Source organism: Agarivorans sp. OAG1, from assembly GCF_037076485.1.
GTDB classification, from domain to species: Bacteria; Pseudomonadota; Gammaproteobacteria; order Enterobacterales; family Celerinatantimonadaceae; genus Agarivorans; species Agarivorans albus.
Genome location: NZ_AP028990.1, coordinates 4,264,570 through 4,283,118 on the forward strand (window position 1 = coordinate 4,264,570; position 18,549 = coordinate 4,283,118).

Genomic DNA, 18,549 nt, shown 5'->3' on the forward strand with positions numbered 1-18,549 from the left:
AATTATTGATTTAATTGCCGCTTCAAGCGCTGCACGACTTCTGCTGGTACCACCGCTTGTAACTGCAAAATACATAGCTGTGCCTTTCTATCTTTATGCCTTACCTTCATTTCGCACAAGGCAAATAAATGCTGCGGATTACGTCCGGTATCGTAGGCTTTGTTTAATACTTGCTGCGCTTTGACCAAATCAAAAGCTTCTAAGGATAAGCCGTAAACATACCAATAATGAGCATTACTTGGCTCTAGCTCTGTGGCTTGTGCAAAATAGCTCACCGCTAGCTGCGCCTTTTTTTGCCTCAATAAACTTAAACCAGTGCTATAGGGGATAGCAGCACTGGCAGGCTGGGCTAAACGCCCTTGCTTAAGTACATTAAATGCGGCCGTTTCATCGCCTAAATGGCGATATAAATCGGCTAAATTAACGTAGCTGTTGGCAAAATAAGGCTCTATTTTAATTGCTTGTAAATAGCTAGCTTCCGCCTCATTAAACTCGCCAGTAGCAAGATAAACACCGGCTAGGTTGTTCAGTGCAAAAGCACGGTCGGCATTGACTAACTGAACCTCTTGGTATTCCTTAAGTGCTGGCTTTAATTGCTGTTGCTGCTGCTCAGTTAAACTTGCCCAGCCTTTCACCAAGCTGGCAGCAGTCTCACTTCTTACTGCTAGGGTTGAGTCATCCAGTAGAGGAGACAATAAGCGCCAGCGTTCTGCTATAGGGTAATGCCGAGCGCTACTTACCGCCCCTAAACGAATCAGCTCTTGCTCGCTGCTAACAGCTTTTGCAGTGGCAATCACACTATTACGGCCAGGAAACTGCGCCAGTCGCTCTAGAGCAGAGGCGCGAATAATGCTGCTTTCTAAGGGGTTTTGCGCCACGTAAGCCAAGGCTTGTTCGGCAGAGGGTAAACCTTGGTCTGCAGCAAAAAATGCTTCAGAGAAATGATTATTATCTAAGTAGTTTGATTTAGGAAACCATTGCCGCTGCCATTGTAGCGCCCAACTATTGTCTTTATCTTGGTGGCAAGAAGTACATACATTTGGGGTGCCAATCGCCTGACTCAGATCGGGGCGCGGGACTTGCCAACTATGGTCTCGCCGTGGGTCTACCTGCATGTAAGTAGTGGCAGGCATATGACAAGAGCTGCACATGGCAGCTTCGCTACCCTCAGGGTGAAAACTATGCTTCTCTGCACTGTATTCAGAAGCTACATGGCACTGCGCGCACAGTGCAGGTTCTTCCATTTTCAATTGCCCAGAATGCACATTATGGCAATTGCTGCAGCTTACTCCAGCATGCTTCATTTTTGACTGCTGAAATGAGCCCCAAACATACACTTCATCGTATATTTGGCCATCATCATGATAGAGCTCGGCGCTTATCAAGCTGGGCTGATAGCGATCGAGCAAAGATCCCGCCACGTGATCATTGCTTTCGCTTATTTGTAAACGGCGACTATGGCACTGCGCGCAGACTTTAAGTTGCTGGCTTTGTTGGTGGCCGGCAGCGCTCAAAGTAGATTCACCAGCTTGGTAAGTCCATTCACTTACTGCCACTTGGAGAGTACGAGAAAAGCCACTGTACTGGCCTACACTGGCTAGTGCAGCTTGCTTATTGTCACTTTGAGTCCACTTGATGTGGTCGCTGGCGGGGCCGTGGCAAGCTTCGCAGCCAACGTTGATTTCAAACCAAGTGGTATTGTAGGTATTGCTGCTGCCGTCGTAGCCCTTTTGCAAATTAGTTGAATGACAGTCTGCACACATATAGTTCCAGTTTTGTCCGGTATTGGTCCAATAAAATTCATCCGTTTTTTGTTGATTGGGATATAGGTGAAACCAACGCTGGCCACCTTGTTGCTTGCTTCTAGAGTCCCAAGCAAAGGGAATGAGCTGCACTCGACCATCGGCAAATTCCACCATGTATTGCTGCAGCGGTTCAAAGCCAAAGGTGTAAGTTATTTGGTAATCGGAAAAATCACCGTTAGGCCCCTCAATATTGACCCAATATTCAGCGCCTTTACGAAAGAAGCGGTTGGTTTTACCTGCAAACTCTAGGCTGGCATTAGCGAAGTCGCCTAGTATCGATTGCTCATCGGCATGGCGCATTGCCATGTCATGATGAGAGCCCTGCCATTGTTGATATTGCGTTTGATGACACTCTATACAGTTATTGGTTCCGACATATTCAGCCGCCGATATACATAAGCTTACACCTAGCCAAACAAATACAAGCCCTAACAGCCCCTGCCTCATGCCTACCCTTCTCCAAAACTATGGATTATCCAGTCATTAAACTTTGCTAGTACCAAGCTAAAATTACTTATCAAATCAAATATCTAGCAAGGTATAACTAAAAGTGTAGCAAGTCTTGAACAAATGACCTCACAGAGAAGGGCCAAACCACAAATAACTTAAAGAGGCTTAAGGCTAGGGCCTGTTGATCTTTGGTGTTGAAATTTTATTCAAGATAAGCGGGCTTTAATCGCGGCGAACACTTTGAAACCTAGTGGGCTAAGTGAAAAGCGTTCAACGAAGAGTAAAGTTCGCTTATCTGAACCCTTCGGGCAGCATTTCTTAGCCATTTATTCAGCGTTAGCGAGTGATTATTAAGCCCACTTAACTTCACACTCACTGCCTTGCCTAAATGGCTAATAAATTGCTGTAAAAACCATCAGCAAAGATCAACAGACCCTAGATGGACGCCAAGCTTTTGCTCATAAACTTACTGTAAGGATCAAGTTGGTAGTTGGCAAAAGGGCCGCAAAACTCAAAACCAAAAGACAGGTAAAGAGCCCACGCTGGAGCAAACGCGGCCATAGAGCCAGTTTCTAAACTCAGTTGCTGATAACCACTTTCTTGGGCGTCTTTGAGAATATGTTTTAGTAACCCAGCAGCCACGCCTTTACGCAAATGTTTACTGGCAGTGCGCATAGATTTTAACTCTGCATGCTTAGCGTCAAGGTGCTTTAAGGCGCCACACCCTGCTAGCTCATCGCCCAACCAAGCACACCAAAATTTCACGCCCTCGGCCTGCAAACCGCTCACATCCAATGCATGAACACTCTCTATTGGAGAGTGGCGCAACATGTCTTGGTGGTGCTCTTCTAGCAATGCAATAACTTGCTCGCCTGTTACATCGTTTAAGCGTATATCCACTGACTATTTCCTAATAACTCAACAAGCCATTAGCATTGAATATATAGGCTTAAAATTCAATCCAATTAACAGTAAGGCGCTGCTGTTTAGCGTTCCATATAGAGGTTTGGATCTGAAATTTGGTTAAATCCAAAACCACGATATAGCTCATGTGCATCTTTAGTTGCGAGTTTGAATCGGCGTACATTTTGTAATTTAGGGTGAGCCATAATCCGGTGCATCATGGCTTTGGCTAAGCCTTTGCCTCTATGATCCTCCAATACAAAGATGTCGGCTAAATAAGCAACGGTTGAGTAGTCAGAGACAACTCTGGCAAAAGCTACTTGCTGCTGTTTAAGGTCAAAAGCGGCAAAACACATGGAATTATCAATCGACGTTTTAACAGCTCCTTTAGATATTCCCTTTGCCCAGTAAGAGCTCACCAACACCTCATGAATAAGTGCTAAATCGAGCTGTTCTTTGTTAGTACCAACATAGTATCCCTGTTGCATGCTCAGCCTTCCCTGATTAACCCACATTGATTGGCGTAAATTTAGTCAGCAATAAGCCAAGCCTCAAGCCCCTCAGGGTAACGTTTGGTAACTTTGCCATCGGCATTTGTAACAATTTAGTAACATTCATTCTAAACACTTACAACGTAAGGCTTTAGGGCATGTAAGAGAAAGATAAGCAAGATAGACCAGATACTCACTTATGCTAAAAATGTGATTTAGATTTGTACCCTGCTGCCGTTTAACATCGGTTTAATGCAACTAGCTTCGATAGCTTAAAGGCTGTAGTAAGGAACAAAAACGCTGCAGAAAGCAGCGTAAAGTAGATATTGAAGGCAAGTCGCGGCAACAGGCGACTTCAACATAAGATTTGTTAGCTTTGAGGAAGCAAATAGAAGTTTGGCTGCCAGCGCTCCATATGTATTTCTGGATGGGCTAACTCGGTAAAGCCAAACTGCTGATAAAGGCCATGTGCGTCTTGGGTCGCTAACTTAAAGCGGCGAATCCCCTGTAGCCTAGGATGGGCCATAATGCGATGCATTAGTGCCTTAGCCAAACCCTTACCCTGGTGTTCTTCTAGGACAAAAATATCGGCTAAATAGGCGAAGGTGCTGTAATCGCTAATCACCCGAGCAAAACCAACTTGCTGTTTTTGATAGTTATAAACAGCAAAACACAATGAATTATCGATGGATTGCTCAACCGTAGCGCGAGGGATACCTTTAGCCCAGTAAGACTTAGTTAATACACTATGAATCAGCGAGATATCTAACTCTGCTTGGTTAGTACTTATAAAATAATCTGGATGCATTGACGAATGTCCCCCTGATTGTTCTTGCGCGCCTTTATCTCAAATAATCTACCGATTGTATTACGCTAACACAAGGTTTTAAGGCGTATTTCTTGCGCTTTACGAAATAATCATTAGTCAATTACTAAATCACTCATAATTTTTTGAAGTGACTGTTTTAAAAGCTAAAACCTGCAGGGTATTGATGATAGCCATCAAAATTCTGCTTACTTAAAGGCATGCCCTGCTGACGTAAAATCGCATAGCTCATCGTGTAGTGAAAAAAGAAATTTGGCAGCATATATTGTTGCAGGTATTCACTTGGGCTTAGCGATAATTTAGCAAACCCAGCCTGAGTAGAAATATTGCTCGGCGTACTTTGCTCAAATTGTTCAGACTTTAACTGCTGCAAACACCTTACACTGCTGTGCAATTGCTGCTGCAAACTCTGATAAGAAATAACCTCTGGGCTAAAGTTTTCGATATCTTGGCCCGCTAAAGGTAAGCAACAACGCAGACTAAAACCAATGGCGGTGCTAACCTGTTGCCCCAATGGAAACATGTCGTCGGCAAGTTTGGCGGCCAATAATTGTGCTTCGCTTAGGCCCTGTTCCTCGGCAAATAACTGCATATCACTAAGTAATTCATCGAGCTGATTTAAATAGTGTAAAAACAGTGGTACCGATAATTGATAAAGCTTATTGGTTTTGGGATCTGTCATGCTGTTCGTCCTTAAACTAAGCCTATGTTATAACGGGTTTAGAAATGATTAATCAAGGTGAAACTCGCATTGTTGGTTTGGAATAAGGTGAAAAACGTACTAGCAAGCCTCACTGTAGAGCAACAGCGAGTATGGATTATTTCGCGTCACGATAGCTTAAGCCATCAAGATATTTATCCGCTCAGTGAATCAGACTTAGTGGGGAGAAACTGGCAACAACGTGGCTTTTCCGAACATCACGTAAACCAGATAGAAAAACTAAAGCGCGGTGCTTTAATAGAAGTACCTCAGCACACTCAATTGGTAACGATCACTCGAGTTAAATAGTCGCGTTGCCATACCAGCCAAAACAGAAAAGGGCCTTACGGCCCTTTTTTTTGTTACTCAACAACTATATTGTTATGGTGCCATAGTATCTACGTTTAGCACTAAATCACTAAAGTCATCGGTGGCTACTGCTGTGTAAACACCGCCGTTCTCAATAGTGGCCATGGTTTCAATTGCTGGGCTGTAAGTCGTATCACTGGCTAAAATAACGGCGAAGGTATAGGTGCCGCCAGCAACATTAAGTACCGCATTATCTTTAAAGTTAACCCCAGCTAACACTACGGTGTCTGCGCTAAAGTTGCCATCGGCAGAAGCATGAATATCAACTGGGCCTAAGTCACCCGCAGTTGGGCTTGCATGCACTACGCGAACCTTAGAGTAAAGCGCTACCGAGCGTAAATCTTCACTAATAACCAGTGGTTCAATGGTGCTGTCAGTAATCGAGTTTAATTTGCCTACAGCATAAATACTGGTTTCGGCTCCCGCATCCAACATCACTCCTGGGGCATCAATAACCACTAAGCTGTTGTCTGCGCTGGCGGCAACACTCAGATCATAGCTAGCTGCAGCTAAATCACCGCTGCGAAATGGTGTTTCGTTAAAAGCAATTCCGGTAAAGCCAGTTACAGGAGCGCCGCTCGCCAATACATCAACCATCGGCGCATCATCTACTGCATGCACCACTCGTACATGGCTGGTTTCTGCCATATCACGCACTACCGATACGGCACTGCCATCGGCCAACAACACATTTACTGGCGATACTGAGCCCATGTCGCTGTTAGGCACTGCTGTTAACATTAAATCGCTGCCACCAGCTAACGCCACTTCGCCGCTATCAAAAACCACGGTTTTGCTGCCGGTTCCAGTAATGCGAATTCGGTAGGTATCGGCTGGAACGGTTACCGGTAAATCTGCGCTATCAACTTTAAATTCTAAGTTAGTAATTGCCGCTGCTTCGCTCGTAATATCAGCTGCAGTGGTTAAATAGATATCCACCCCACCCACATCTGGGTGACCATGTAATACATCAAGGCGCACGCTAGCTGCATCCACCGCGTCACTGCTGCGGCTTAGCACTACTGGCTCAATTGAAGCCGCATAGTTGAGCGCAATAATGTCGTATTGCATATCCGGAGAGAACTCTAAGTTTGCAGCTATCACTTCAGCATTATCACCAGGCAAAATGGCGTCAACGCTAATATCATAACTGCCTGATGCTACCGGCACCCAAGCACTGCCTTGACGGTAATCCACCATGCTTAATCCAGCAAAGGTTTCGTCATTGGCTTTAACTTCTACCAACGGCGCGTCTGCGCTTGCATGGGTTACGCGAACTGAGGACATTGGGGTTTCAACGTGGTCGTCATCACTACCGCAGGCTGCGAGTAATACAGCGGAGCTGAGTAGTAGACCTGATTTGGCAAGTTTCATGTTCTTTTCCTTAAGTATCTCTGTAGTGGTATCAGCCATTGAAACGCCAAGGAAATAAAATAAGATCACAAGAAAAACCGCGGATTGTTTATCGGCGACAAAGAACTTAGATGTGACAGAATGAAAAACAAGCAAACAAAGTAAACCATAACGCATTGAAATAATTAAATTTAAAAATAATCCTCTTCTCAAAAAGCACAAAGCAAATTTGTAACAAAAATGTTATATTTTTATTGTTTGATTCAACAAAATACTTAAGCAATCATTCTCATTTCCTCGATTTATTCCGCCTAAGCAAACTTAGTATTTACTTATCTAATTTATTGTTGGGTTCATGAAATATTGCTCTGGATATCTTCGAATGTTAGCTAGCCCTCAAAAGCTCAAGCAACTTTCATGAAACCGCTTACTTTAAGGTGAATAAGCCACCAATTTAACTACTATAGGCTGCATAGAATGAATACTCAGCAAGCTGTGACGCTAAACCACTCACTAAAATTCTGAGTAACCAACAAATTGAAGTTAACTAGAGGAACAGCCGCATGTCGCAGCCGTATACCAATCCTTCGCTCAGCGTAGCCGAGCGAGTAGAAAACCTGTTGTCGCTAATGAGCGTGGAAGAAAAGGTGGGCCAAATGCTGCAATTGCCCGCCAACATGCCAGAAAACCTCGACAAACTTGAGAACTGGAATGTGGGCAGCTATTTGCACTGCACCGGCACAATGGTTGAAGAGCTACAACAGCGTGCCGCCAAAACTCGCCTTGGTATTCCGCTTATTTTTGGTATTGATGCTATTCATGGCCATTGTTTTGAGAACAACGGCACGGTATTTCCAACGCAATTAGCCTTGTCTTGTGCTTGGAGTAAACAACTAAGCCAAAGCATGGCGCGTATTACCGCAATTGAAACCCGCGCCTGTGGCCTACATTGGACCTTTTCACCAGTATTATGTGTAGGCCGTGATAGCCGCTGGGGCCGCATAAATGAAACCTTTGGTGAAGATCCATGGTTAATTGGAGAGCTTGCCGCTGCTGCCGTGTATGGTTACCAAGGTGATAACTTAGCTTCACAGGATACCATCTTGGCTTGTGCCAAACACTATGTTGCCTATGGCGAAGCTACCGGTGGCCGAGACGCTTATGAGGCCGAAGTCTCTCCTCGTAAACTGCTTTCATTATTCCTACCGCCCTTTGAAAAAGCGGTAAAAGAAGCCAAAGTTGCCACATTAATGGTGGGTTACCAAGCAATCGATGGCGTACCTTGTAGTGCCAACAGTTGGTTACTGCGCGAAGTGCCTAAAAACCAGTGGGGAATGGACGGCTTTATTGTTACCGATTGGGATAACATTGGTTCACTACACGACAAACAACGCGTAGCAGAAGACTTACGCCATGCTGCAAAGATCGCGGTTGAGTCGGGTAATGACATGATCATGACCACGCCGTCATTTTATCAACATACCATCGACTTAGTGAAAGATGGCGAGCTAGATATAGCCTTAATCGACGACGCAGTATCACGTATTCTTAAATACAAGTTTGAACTAGGTTTGTTTGAAGACTTCCGCTACACCGACCTAAGTAAGAAAGAACAAATATTAGGTAATGCCGATCACTGGCAAGCAGCACTAGAAGCCAGCCGCCAATCGCTAATCCTATTACAAAACAACGGCATTTTACCGCTATCAGATGCTTCTAAACCTAAGATTTTATTATGTGGCGCCAACGCCGATGATGTTGTGGCACAGCTGGGTGATTGGTCATTTGGCTCTATGCAAGCGGGCGCAGCCGATGATAGTTACCACCAAAAAGACGCCATAACCTTACGCCAAGGTTTACAAGCCGCTGCTGATTCAGGACGTTGCGAACTAAGCTACGTACGCGGTGCAGCACCAGCCGAAGCTGAGTTTGAAGAAATAAGCAGTGCAGTAAACGCTGCCAACAACAGCGACATCATCGTTGCCTGTGTTGGCGATACACTTAGCCAGCATGGCGAATTTCACGACCGCGCCGATCTAGATTTAAGTGGTCAGCAACAAGCGATGCTAGAAGCCCTTAAAGCCACTGGCAAACCGCTAGTTGTTGTATTTATGGCCTCTAAACCACTCACCATTGGCTGGGTAAAACAACACGCCGATGCCATTGTTTGTGCCTTTAACCCTGGCGCGAAAGGCGGCCAAGCGCTTAGCGAACTGCTATTTGGCGAACTAAACCCTAGCGGTAAACTCACCATTAGCTTCCCGCAACATGTGGGTCAATCGCCTGTTTACTACAACAAATATGAAGGCTGGCACGCCCGTTTATCGGAGCGCACCGATAATCAAGAACGTTATATTGATATGCCTTTATTGCCTCTATTTAGTTTTGGTGAAGGCATTAGCTACAGTGAGTTTAGCTATAGCGATCTCGCCGTTAGTACACCTTGCTTAGCGGCCAACAACGAGCTAAGCCAAGGAGAGGCATTAAAAGTGTCGGTAAACATCAGCAATATTAGCCAACGCTCAGGTGTAGAAATTGCGCAGTTATATATTCATGACTGCGCCGCTTCGGTCACTGTTCCTGTGTTACAGCTACGTGGTTTTGAGCGAGTAGAGTTAGCACCAGGAGAAACACAACGAGTGGAATTTAGCGTGCCCTTTGCTGATTTAGCCTTAATCAACGCGCAACTACAAAAAGTGGTAGAGCCTGGTGCATTTAAAGTATTTGTTGGGCCTTCGTCTAAAGCAGAAGATTTGCTCTCAGCCGACTTTAAAGTAGCGTAAATCAAAGCCAGTTAACGCAACGCCTTCAATACAAAGCCTCTTAAGCTAGCTTGAGAGGCTTTTATGCATCTGGAATCTGCAATAGTAAATCTGTCATGCCTAGGTCGATTCCACATTGACTGAGCAAGGTTGAGACTTGACCACGGTGATGGGTTTGATGATTAAAAAAGTGCAATACCAACAACTCAAAAGGCTTTTTCTGTGCCTCACCTTTGCTATTTGTGTAGCTTAATGCCTGCTGTAAATACTCGGGGCTTAGTTGCTCTGCAAAAGTTATTATCGCCATGTCCATGGCAACCCGTGCTTGCTCTAAGCTGGCGAAGTCTTCATAGATAATTTCATTTAAGGCTTTAGGGCGAGGTAATGCTGCTATGTCCGCTAAACTACTAAACCCTTTGGGATGCATAGCAAAACGCTGTAACCACAAGGTGTCGCCCACTAAAATATGGTTTAGCGTGGCAAAGATAGAGCCAAAAAATGCTTTTCTATCTTGCTTTAGTTGCTGCTCGTTAAGTTGAGCAGCGCAAGCATATAGTTGGCGATTCATTACTTGATTGTATTGCGCCATTAGCGCAAAAGCAGTGCTCATTGTTATTCCTTTAAATGGCAGCTAAGCAAACAATAGCTTTTACTCGTGATTCGCAGTGAATGTTGTCCATAAGCCTATAATGCTGACTTAGGCGCTGTTCATCAAATTCAAGGTTTGATAAACAGCGCCTAAAAACAGTCACTCAAAACTAGTGTTCCTCTTCTAACTCAGCTTCAAGCGCTTTGCTTGGTTCGTCGTCTGCAAAATAAGCCATGTCGCGGGTATTCTTTTGTACCGCAATGGCGGCAAACAAACATAAGGCGTAAGCCATGGCATAGAAGCCCTTTTCACTTAAGGCTAACGTTGCGTTGAATAGGCCAATACTTAATAGCGCAACAGCTGCAGCTAATGAGAACCAGCTTAGGCCGTAGTAAATCGCAGTTACTTTAATGCCTTCTAGCTTGTCACGTACCGATTTCTGTAAAGACACCGATGAAAACAGCCCAAATAACAACAAGGTAAAGTAGTACCCTTTTTCGTTTAGCTGCATGTCGGCATTCCACAAGCCAATAAGGTAAGCGCCTGCACCTAGCATCAACGCGGCCCAAGAGGCACCAATAAAGGCGGAGGTTGGTTTTGGTAAAGATTGCGATTTCATATCGTTATTATTCCTAAAGTTTAACGGTGCAGAATTACTATCCAATTGATTAATATAACCTAATTCTTTTTCTACTTGGTTCATATTCGTTCTCATATTGAATTTATTAAGATCTTGGTCAATCAATTACAGTAAAGGCTTATAAGCATCATGCTGATAAAGGACTACCGAGTGCTCCAATAATTTCTTCTCATCTAAGTAGCGCGCAATGCTAGTAAAAGTGGCTGTTTGCGGCGTACCATCGTGATCTTTGGTGGTCACTTCGTCTAAAAACAAACCACCCATAAATAACTTAAAACGGTTTACCTTAATCGGCTGTGGGTTAAAGTCTGATTTTGCCAACCACTTCAGCTCTTCTCGGTCAGTGGTATCAAATATGCTGGCATTCAACATATCCAAGGTGTGTTCAGTACAATTTTGAAACTGTCCGTCAAATGGGTTCGCCAATACTGAGTAATTTGGGTTGTGTACCACATGATTACCACCATTGTTTACTAGCGCTAATAAGCCAGCTTGTACTTCTTTATTTGGAATAATAATGCCAGCTTTTAAGCTGTGGGCTCCCCAGAAAAAGTCCACCGGATAATCGGTGACCAAGCTACTGTGGCCTAGATCCCCTTGGTTTTGGTACAAGTTATAAATTGCATAACCTTTGGTGGTCTCGCCAGAGTCGAGTGTAATGTTTGAGTACACGGCCAAGGCGGTGTGAGTAAATTGCACGCCTTTGGGTAAATCTTCCTGCGGGCGACCTACTCGGCCAATAATGAATACGTTGGCTCGATGTTTAGCTGCATATTTTTCTACTTCTTTAGAAAACTTAGCAATGGCTTCTGGCTGATGCTTGGCATCTTCCGCTGGCGCGCTGCCAGCGTAAGTGGCAGCACTCGTTACGGTAAAAACTGTGGCAATAATTAGTTTCTTTATAGTTTTCATGAATATATCCCTATGTTTATTATCTTGGCTTATTGAATAACGATGATGTCGCCGATTTCAAAAGGTACAGGCGCTCCTGCCTTCTCTGCTATACCTGCCGCACTCACTGTTGCAGTGCTCCCTACCACCGCAACCGATGCTGCAGGAACCGCTACGGAAGCGCCAACGGGACCACTCTCTGCGGCACTTTTACCAACTTGGCTACCAACATTTGTACTTAAGCCACCAACTAACATTACCGGCGTAGTGGCAGCACTCACGGCTACTTGACCACTGCCTTTTAGCCCTGTGGAACCGGCTAAGGCCGAATGCTTGGCTGATTGATTAAAGTTCTGGCCCGACTCGGTAGCGACAACATTTAAGCTAGTAAGGGCAATAGAGGTGATAAAAACTGATTTCCATAATTTCATTTGATAATTCCTTTGTAGTAATAACTAAGAGCAGATTAGTGGGCAGCGCCAACAATAACTTCGTCGCCAATTTCAAAAGGCACTGGCACATTAGCTTCTTCAGCAATATGTTGCGTACCACTGGCCACACCGCGGCTTACTTCTGCTACGCCACCACTTACCAACATAATCGGAGTAGCTATCGCGCTAACCGCAACTTGACCACTACCAGCTGCCCCAACTGAAGCTGCCAGTGCAGAATATTTTGCAGATTGACTTAAGTTTTCGAGAGACCCAACAGCTACAGCATTTAAGCTAGTAAGGGCGATAGAGGTGATAAAAGCTGATTTCCATAATTTCATAATAATTCCCTGCTGGTTAAGTTCGCATTAACCATAAAGTCCAGGAAATTCAGTGTAAACGGCGCTGTATTATGTTTATTATGAATAAACACTAAGTATAGTATTTGTATACCATGAGCCAGTTAAAGCAGATCCGCGACACCCTTAAACAAGTTTTTCGCCAACAAGGTTTAACCTATAAAGACGTTGCTCAGCGCTTAAATATGAGTGAAGCCAACGTAAAGCGTATGTTCTCTACCAATAGTTTCTCTTTGGAGCGTTTAGAGGAAATGTGCCACATTGTTGAACTTAACCTGATTGACTTGTTTCTACTGGCAGACCAAGAAAAAGAGAAACTTACCCATTTAACACGTGAACAAGAACAAGAGCTTATCGACGACCATAAACTGTTTTTGGTGGCGGTATGTGTAAGAGATTCTTGGACCTTCGATGAGATAATTCAGCGCTATGACTTAAGCGAACATGAATGCATTCGTTTAATGGCGCGCTTGGATAAACTTAAAATGATCCAACTGCTACCAAACAATGCCTATAAGCTACTTATCGCTCAGGATTTTCGCTGGCTGCCGAATGGCCCGTTAGAGCGCTTCATGGAACAAATTGTACTGGCCGAGTTTATGAATTCACGCTTTAACGGCGACGATAGCTTCCGCTTTTACCTACGTGGCCACTATTCACAAAGCTCTATTGAGATTATTTTACGCAAACTTAATCAACTAACTAAAGAAGCCGCTACGCTTAACCAGCAAGATGCTTCGTTACCCTTAGATAAACGCCGCCATACCGGTATGTTATTAGCGCTGCGGCCATGGGAAATTTCAATCTTTGAAAAGCTCGCCCGTGACAACAAAAACGCTAGTTAAGCCAAAAGCTTAGGCATACACTATTAATCTATATCGCGATAAGTGAACCACAATTTTAAGGATGAGTAATGCTTTGTTTAACCCACCTTTTTCGTAAACCCGCTAGTTTATTGCTAGGGGTTGTAAGCTTTGGCATTAGCTCGTTGAGCATGGCGCAAGACTCCACAGAAAACTGTGTAAACATTAACTCTCAGCAGGAGTTAATTGAGCAATACATTGAACAAGCTCCCTATCGCCAAGCTCTTCCCAGTAAAACCGCTACCTTTTCTTATTCTCAAGATCAAAGCTACCAAGCCTATTTAGATTATGCCCAGAACCTGATTGCTCAACGTAATCCACGGGCAATGATGAGCTGCCCGCTATCTAGCCAAAGCTATCAGTTACTCGCCAAGCAACAACAGTGGTTAGGCATGCCAAAAGTGGTACAGCTTATTGCCCCCTTTGAACTTAGCCACACCGATAACAGCAAAGCCGTGTTGCTCATTCACGGCTTAACCGATTCTCCATATCATTTTCACGATTTAGCCTGGCATTTTTACCAACAAGGTTACGATGTAAGAACACTACTACTTCCTGGCCATGGCACCGCGCCTTCAGATTTAGTTAACGTTACTTATAAGCAATGGCAGCAAGCGGCTGATTATGCCATTGAGCGCACCGCAAAAGATTATCAGCAGGTTTATCTAGGCGGGTTCTCTACCGGCGGAGCGCTAATTCTTAACCACCTTTTGGAACAGCCAGACAATAAACCAGCCATTAAAGGTGTGATGTTGTGGTCTCCTGCCTCCCAAGCCAGCAGCGGCGTAGCGTGGATGGCAAAATATGTTAGCTGGTTAAGCACATGGTTAGATAAAGAAGGGGACATTGATTTTGCTAAGTACGAGTCTTTTCCCTACAACGCTGGTGCTCAAGTTCATGGCTTAATGAAACGCATGAACAAACGCTTGGCTAAAGCCGATACACTGCCAGATATTCCCTTGCTAGTTGTTGCCAGCGAACACGACCAAACCATTAGCACCGCTGCCACTCTAGAACTATTAGGTCAATGGCAAAGCAAACAAACTGGCGCGGCTAAATCTGCCAATCACCTAGTTTATTATGGGGAACAAAGCAGTATTCCAGAAGCGCTAAACAGTCAGGTAATGATAGAGTTTCCGAGTTGCACAACGGCCTCTTGCTCAGCAGTAAAAGACGTTGCGCACACGGCCACTATTAATGCACCCAGTAACCCACATTATGGGGAAAATGGTCACTACCGCAATTGCAGCCATTACTTAGCCGATTTACCTAGCTACCAGCAATGCAAGCAATCTAAGAGCGTGGTGAAAGGTGAAAAAACCGAGCATAACTTAGCGCAAACCCCACATTTACAGCGTTTGAGCTACAACCCTTATTATCAGCAAATGCTTCGCAGTATTGAGCAATTCATGCAATAAGCGCTATGCCTGCACGTCTGCGGGCATTTTCATTCCTTCCGGAAGCTGGTAGTGATTGTGCAGCTGATATTGATTGCGGCCACTTCGCTTGGCAATGTATAAGGCTTTATCGGCGTACTTACACAAGGATGAAAAGTCATGATCAATTGCCGAGCTGGCAACGCCCACGCTACAAGTAAGGTACATAGAACTTAATGATTCTGGATGGGCAATATGCAGGTCCTCCAGGTGTTGCACAATTTGTTGCGCTAAATTGCTAGCCTGCTCCTCGCTCATACAGCCTGCCAATACAAACTCTTCGCCTCCCATGCGCCCTACAACGAGTTGATGGGGTTTCGCCAAGGTGTTCAATAATTCACCAAAGCGGCGTAAGGCTTGGTCTCCCATCGCATGGCCCATACTGTCGTTAAGCAACTTAAAATAATCTAAATCGCAATACAAAACCGAAAAGGCGCGCTGGCCACTTTGAGCTAACAAGGCTTCAGCTTTTTCATCAAAGGCGTGACGACGTAAACACAAACTTAGCTGATCAACCTCGGCAATATGTTTTAGCTGTCTACGTTGATTTATCAATTGGTTGAATACACCAACACGGTGACTAAACAAAATCAGCGCGACAATCGAGCTCATGCCCAAACCAAAGGCAAAATGCACTACCGTGTTAGTGTCTTGGTCCATCTGCACAACCAAGGTAGACCAGCCAGCGGCAGCCACCAACAGGGCCAGTAACAACAGGGTGCGTTCTATCATAAAGCCGCCGGTTGCAACAACGACTAACATCAAGGTACTACTTTGAATAATGTCCTCAGTGAGTGCCATATGGGTTAAGGAGTTGGCCAGCATTAATGCCACTACAACCAAATGCATCGCGGTAGTAGCTGGGTTAATAATCTTGGGTAAATAGCGAGTACTAACATAAATAAGCAAGCTAGAGACCAACGCCATACTCGCTAAAATCCAACGCTGAGTCGGCTCATCTATAACCAGAAGGTGAGAAATCCCCAAAATTAAATACACTGCACTAACCACATAAGCCAAGCGTAAGCTTTGTGGTAATGCCAGCTCTTGCTGCTGTTGATATTTGTCTTTGCTATAAGGCTGCAACAAATCTGACTTTTTGAGTTTCTCTAACAATCTCTTGACTCCGATAGCTCAATTTTTCCCTTGCTTCAAACTGTAGCAACAATTGAACTTTAAATTTGGTAAAACCTTACCACTGGTAAATTGATTCCGGAGCTTAACTGAAACACCGACTAGGCTGAACACAATCTAGTCAATAAATGAGAAAAAATATCAAATTTGGTTATAAACCCTCATTTTTTCGCTGCAGCGTCGCTTAAAAGCGACACCTTTTAAACGATAATCCTGCTACCTGAGTGGGTTGAGCAAGTTTTCGCCATACTTTTAAAAAGCCTAAGCCATGACTAAATAAACCAATGCCCATGCCTAACATTGGCCAAAAAAACCACCATGGTCCTCCGGTTAGCCAATCAATCAAAAACAACATGCAGCTAATCGAAATATAACTCCCCGCATGGATTTTAAAGGCTAACAGTTTTTTCCATTGTGCGCGTCGCAGTTGCTGCTGTTGTTGCCACAACTTGAGCGCAGCTTCGGTTTGTTTGGCATCCAATCCAGATTGCTCAGCAATATCAAATAGTTCAGACTCACTAACAAAGTTTTGCTGGTCTTGTTGCTGGCGTAAGGCCAAAGCAATAATTTGTTCTAACTGTTGCGGCGAATAACTATTGTTCATGCTGGTATCCTAGCCCATGTAACTTTAAGTAAACATAACGCGCCAACTTGTGGCTATCGATGTTTTGCGACCGAGTGTTTAAATCGCCGATAGAAGGTTATATTCAAAGATAAGCGACACTAAAAATAGCGACTGTCTACAGTCACCCAGCAGGATAAACCAAGACAAAAAAACAACAAAAACAAGTTAAACAAAGCATTAAACTGCAATTTTGTATAAAATAGGATTTATTAACTCAAATCAAAGCAAAGGGAAGCTTCATTCACTATGCTGGTTTGATAAGTTTATTTTTTGGTCACTTTAGGTGATTAACCACAACGAAACTAACTAAACCGGAGAGTTTAGAAAAACCTAGAGGTATATATGAGTTCTACCACTACCAGTGAGCCAGCCCCAAATAAGGGCGGTATCGCACGCTTCTTAGACACTATTGAGCGTGTAGGTAATAAATTGCCTGATCCAGCAATGCTATTCCTTGGATTGATGTTTTTTGTATGGCTGCTTTCCGCCGGCCTATCTTATCTAAGTTTCAGCGAAATTGATCCTCGCAGTAGCGAAACCATCGTCATTAACAACCTGCTTAGCGCCGAGTGGCTTACCACTTGGATGACCAACATGGTTAAAATCTTCACCGGTTTTGCGCCATTGGGCGTAGTGCTCGTAGCAGTATTAGGTGTAGGTGTTGCAGAGCGCTCCGGCTACATTAACGCAGCCTTAAAAGCGATGTTAAAAGTAACGCCAGCCAAAATGATTACTCCCGCAGTAGTATTGATTGGCGTTATTTCTAGCGTGGCTACCGATGCAGGTTACGTGGTAGTTATTCCTTTAGCGGGGGTAATTTTCCACGCTATGGGTCGCCACCCTATTGCAGGTATCACTGCTGCCTTTGCCGGTGTATCTGGCGGTTTTTGTGCAAACTTTATCCCTTCTGGTTTAGATCCTTTACTACAAAGCTTTACCCAAAGCTCGGCGCAACTGTCTGATCCAGACATGATGGTTAACCCGCTAAATAACTGGTTCTTTGCTTCTGCTTCTTGTTTACCTATTGTGGCTACCATTTGGTACATCACCGATAAAATCGTAGAGCCTCGGCTACAAAAAAATAGCCCGATAGCCGACGATTTAGACGTAGCTTCTGACATGCATTCTACCAGCAAGCAAGAAACCTTCGCGTTTCGTGTAGCAAGCTTAGTAATGTTAGCCTTAATCGGCTTATTGGTTGCAGCGGCATGGGGAGAAGGCTCTAGCTTACGTGACGCAGACGGCTCGCTCACCAGCTTTAGCGCACCAATGATGCAAATCATCGTGCCACTTATCTTCATCTTCTTTGTGATTCCAGGCGTGGTATTTGGCTACTTAAACGGTAGCTTCAAAAATTCTGATGACGTAGTGGCAGCCATGTCTAAAACCATGGAAACCATGGGCCACTACATTGTTATGGCCTTCTTCTGCTCGATGTTTGTATGGGCTTTTGGTCAATCTAACATTGGCGTACTTATGGCGGTAAAAGGTGCTAACTTCCTGCAAGCCATTGGTATGGGCGCGCCCGCAACCATTGTAGGCATGATTGTGTTGGTGGTGTTAATTAACTTAGCAGTGGGTTCTTCATCAGCTAAATGGGCATTAATTTCGCCAGTTCTAGTGCCAATGCTAATGCAAATGAACATCTCACCAGACTTAGTGCAGGCCGCTTACCGCGTGGGTGATTCTAGCTCTAACATCATCACTCCATTAATGCCTTACTTCCCGTTAGTAGTGGTGTACTGTCAGAAATACGTAAAAGGCACCGGCATCGGTACTTTAGTAGCTACCATGCTGCCATACTCTATTGCTCTGGCCATTTTCTGGACGATATTCCTACTGGCTTATTGGGCACTAGGTTTACCACTGGGTCTTGGCGCAAGCTACGTATACCCAGCACCTCTGTAGCAGTAAGTAATTCA

18 protein-coding genes are annotated in these 18,549 nt (G+C 44.4%); 5 read left to right on the forward strand and 13 right to left on the reverse strand.

Annotation, left to right across the window (positions count from 1 at the left end; translation table 11 throughout):
- Nucleotides 1-2: 2 nt before the first annotated feature.
- The 5 genes from OAG1_RS19380 to OAG1_RS19400 all read right to left on the reverse strand — a co-directional run bounded on the left by OAG1_RS19380 (nt 3) and on the right by OAG1_RS19400 (nt 5,157).
- Nucleotides 3-2,252, reverse strand: coding sequence for a multiheme c-type cytochrome (locus tag OAG1_RS19380; protein ID WP_338622398.1), 2,250 nt, complete (start codon nt 2,250-2,252; stop codon nt 3-5).
- A 438-nt stretch (nt 2,253-2,690) separates the two neighbouring features.
- Nucleotides 2,691-3,155, reverse strand: coding sequence for a GNAT family N-acetyltransferase (locus tag OAG1_RS19385; RefSeq protein WP_338622399.1), 465 nt, complete (start codon nt 3,153-3,155; stop codon nt 2,691-2,693).
- An 86-nt stretch (nt 3,156-3,241) separates the two neighbouring features.
- Nucleotides 3,242-3,646, reverse strand: a complete 405-nt coding sequence (locus OAG1_RS19390) for a GNAT family N-acetyltransferase (protein WP_338622400.1) — start codon at nt 3,644-3,646, stop codon at nt 3,242-3,244.
- Between the two features lie 373 nt (nt 3,647-4,019).
- The gene (locus tag OAG1_RS19395; RefSeq protein ID WP_016402329.1) at nt 4,020-4,457 is read right to left on the reverse strand and encodes a GNAT family N-acetyltransferase; all 438 of its coding nucleotides are present in this window, start codon (nt 4,455-4,457) and stop codon (nt 4,020-4,022) included.
- Nucleotides 4,458-4,614: 157 nt separating this feature from the next.
- Nucleotides 4,615-5,157, reverse strand: coding sequence for a DUF1993 domain-containing protein (locus OAG1_RS19400; protein ID WP_338622401.1), 543 nt, complete (start codon nt 5,155-5,157; stop codon nt 4,615-4,617).
- Between the two features lie 57 nt (nt 5,158-5,214).
- Here OAG1_RS19400 and OAG1_RS19405 point away from each other — a divergent pair, with 57 nt between their 5' ends.
- Nucleotides 5,215-5,484, forward strand: a complete 270-nt coding sequence (locus OAG1_RS19405) for a hypothetical protein (RefSeq protein ID WP_338622402.1) — start codon at nt 5,215-5,217, stop codon at nt 5,482-5,484.
- Nucleotides 5,485-5,556: 72 nt separating this feature from the next.
- On the opposite strand, the gene OAG1_RS19410 is transcribed toward OAG1_RS19405, so the two are convergent.
- Nucleotides 5,557-6,918 (reverse strand): DUF4397 domain-containing protein, encoded by a 1,362-nt coding sequence (locus tag OAG1_RS19410; RefSeq protein ID WP_338622403.1) that lies wholly within the window; start codon nt 6,916-6,918, stop codon nt 5,557-5,559.
- A gap of 542 nt (nt 6,919-7,460) precedes the next feature.
- Between OAG1_RS19410 and OAG1_RS19415 the strand changes: the two genes are divergently transcribed.
- On the forward strand, nt 7,461-9,680 hold the full coding sequence (locus OAG1_RS19415; RefSeq protein WP_338622404.1) for a glycoside hydrolase family 3 N-terminal domain-containing protein: 2,220 nt from the start codon (nt 7,461-7,463) through the stop codon (nt 9,678-9,680).
- A 61-nt stretch (nt 9,681-9,741) separates the two neighbouring features.
- Here the strand turns inward: OAG1_RS19415 and OAG1_RS19420 are convergent, their stop codons facing one another.
- From OAG1_RS19420 to OAG1_RS19440, 5 genes are all read right to left on the reverse strand, one after another.
- Nucleotides 9,742-10,269 carry a DinB family protein gene (locus OAG1_RS19420; RefSeq protein WP_338622405.1) on the reverse strand — a complete coding sequence of 176 codons (528 nt, stop codon included), beginning with the start codon at nt 10,267-10,269 and terminating at the stop codon, nt 9,742-9,744.
- A gap of 148 nt (nt 10,270-10,417) precedes the next feature.
- Nucleotides 10,418-10,867 (reverse strand): inner membrane protein YiaA, encoded by a 450-nt coding sequence (yiaA, locus tag OAG1_RS19425; protein WP_040307316.1) that lies wholly within the window; start codon nt 10,865-10,867, stop codon nt 10,418-10,420.
- Between the two features lie 126 nt (nt 10,868-10,993).
- The gene (locus OAG1_RS19430; protein ID WP_338622406.1) at nt 10,994-11,800 is read right to left on the reverse strand and encodes a DUF2145 domain-containing protein; all 807 of its coding nucleotides are present in this window, start codon (nt 11,798-11,800) and stop codon (nt 10,994-10,996) included.
- A 29-nt stretch (nt 11,801-11,829) separates the two neighbouring features.
- Nucleotides 11,830-12,210 carry a hypothetical protein gene (locus OAG1_RS19435; protein WP_221075058.1) on the reverse strand — a complete coding sequence of 127 codons (381 nt, stop codon included), beginning with the start codon at nt 12,208-12,210 and terminating at the stop codon, nt 11,830-11,832.
- A 35-nt stretch (nt 12,211-12,245) separates the two neighbouring features.
- Nucleotides 12,246-12,551, reverse strand: coding sequence for a hypothetical protein (locus OAG1_RS19440; protein ID WP_338622407.1), 306 nt, complete (start codon nt 12,549-12,551; stop codon nt 12,246-12,248).
- 113 nt (nt 12,552-12,664) lie between these two features.
- Here OAG1_RS19440 and OAG1_RS19445 point away from each other — a divergent pair, with 113 nt between their 5' ends.
- Entirely contained in the window at nt 12,665-13,414 is a 750-nt protein-coding gene (locus tag OAG1_RS19445) for a helix-turn-helix transcriptional regulator (protein WP_016402340.1), read from the forward strand.
- A 68-nt stretch (nt 13,415-13,482) separates the two neighbouring features.
- Nucleotides 13,483-14,850 (forward strand): alpha/beta hydrolase, encoded by a 1,368-nt coding sequence (locus OAG1_RS19450; RefSeq protein WP_338622408.1) that lies wholly within the window; start codon nt 13,483-13,485, stop codon nt 14,848-14,850.
- A gap of 3 nt (nt 14,851-14,853) precedes the next feature.
- Here the strand turns inward: OAG1_RS19450 and OAG1_RS19455 are convergent, their stop codons facing one another.
- Together OAG1_RS19455 and OAG1_RS19460 are read right to left on the reverse strand one after the other, a co-directional pair.
- The gene (locus OAG1_RS19455; protein ID WP_152783228.1) at nt 14,854-15,984 is read right to left on the reverse strand and encodes a GGDEF domain-containing protein; all 1,131 of its coding nucleotides are present in this window, start codon (nt 15,982-15,984) and stop codon (nt 14,854-14,856) included.
- Nucleotides 15,985-16,186: 202 nt separating this feature from the next.
- The gene (locus OAG1_RS19460; RefSeq protein ID WP_338622409.1) at nt 16,187-16,606 is read right to left on the reverse strand and encodes a 2TM domain-containing protein; all 420 of its coding nucleotides are present in this window, start codon (nt 16,604-16,606) and stop codon (nt 16,187-16,189) included.
- Between the two features lie 363 nt (nt 16,607-16,969).
- Between OAG1_RS19460 and OAG1_RS19465 the strand changes: the two genes are divergently transcribed.
- Nucleotides 16,970-18,535: an AbgT family transporter gene (locus tag OAG1_RS19465; RefSeq protein ID WP_016402344.1), complete on the forward strand. Its 1,566-nt coding sequence runs from the start codon at nt 16,970-16,972 to the stop codon at nt 18,533-18,535.
- The last annotated feature ends 14 nt before the right edge of the window (nt 18,536-18,549 follow it).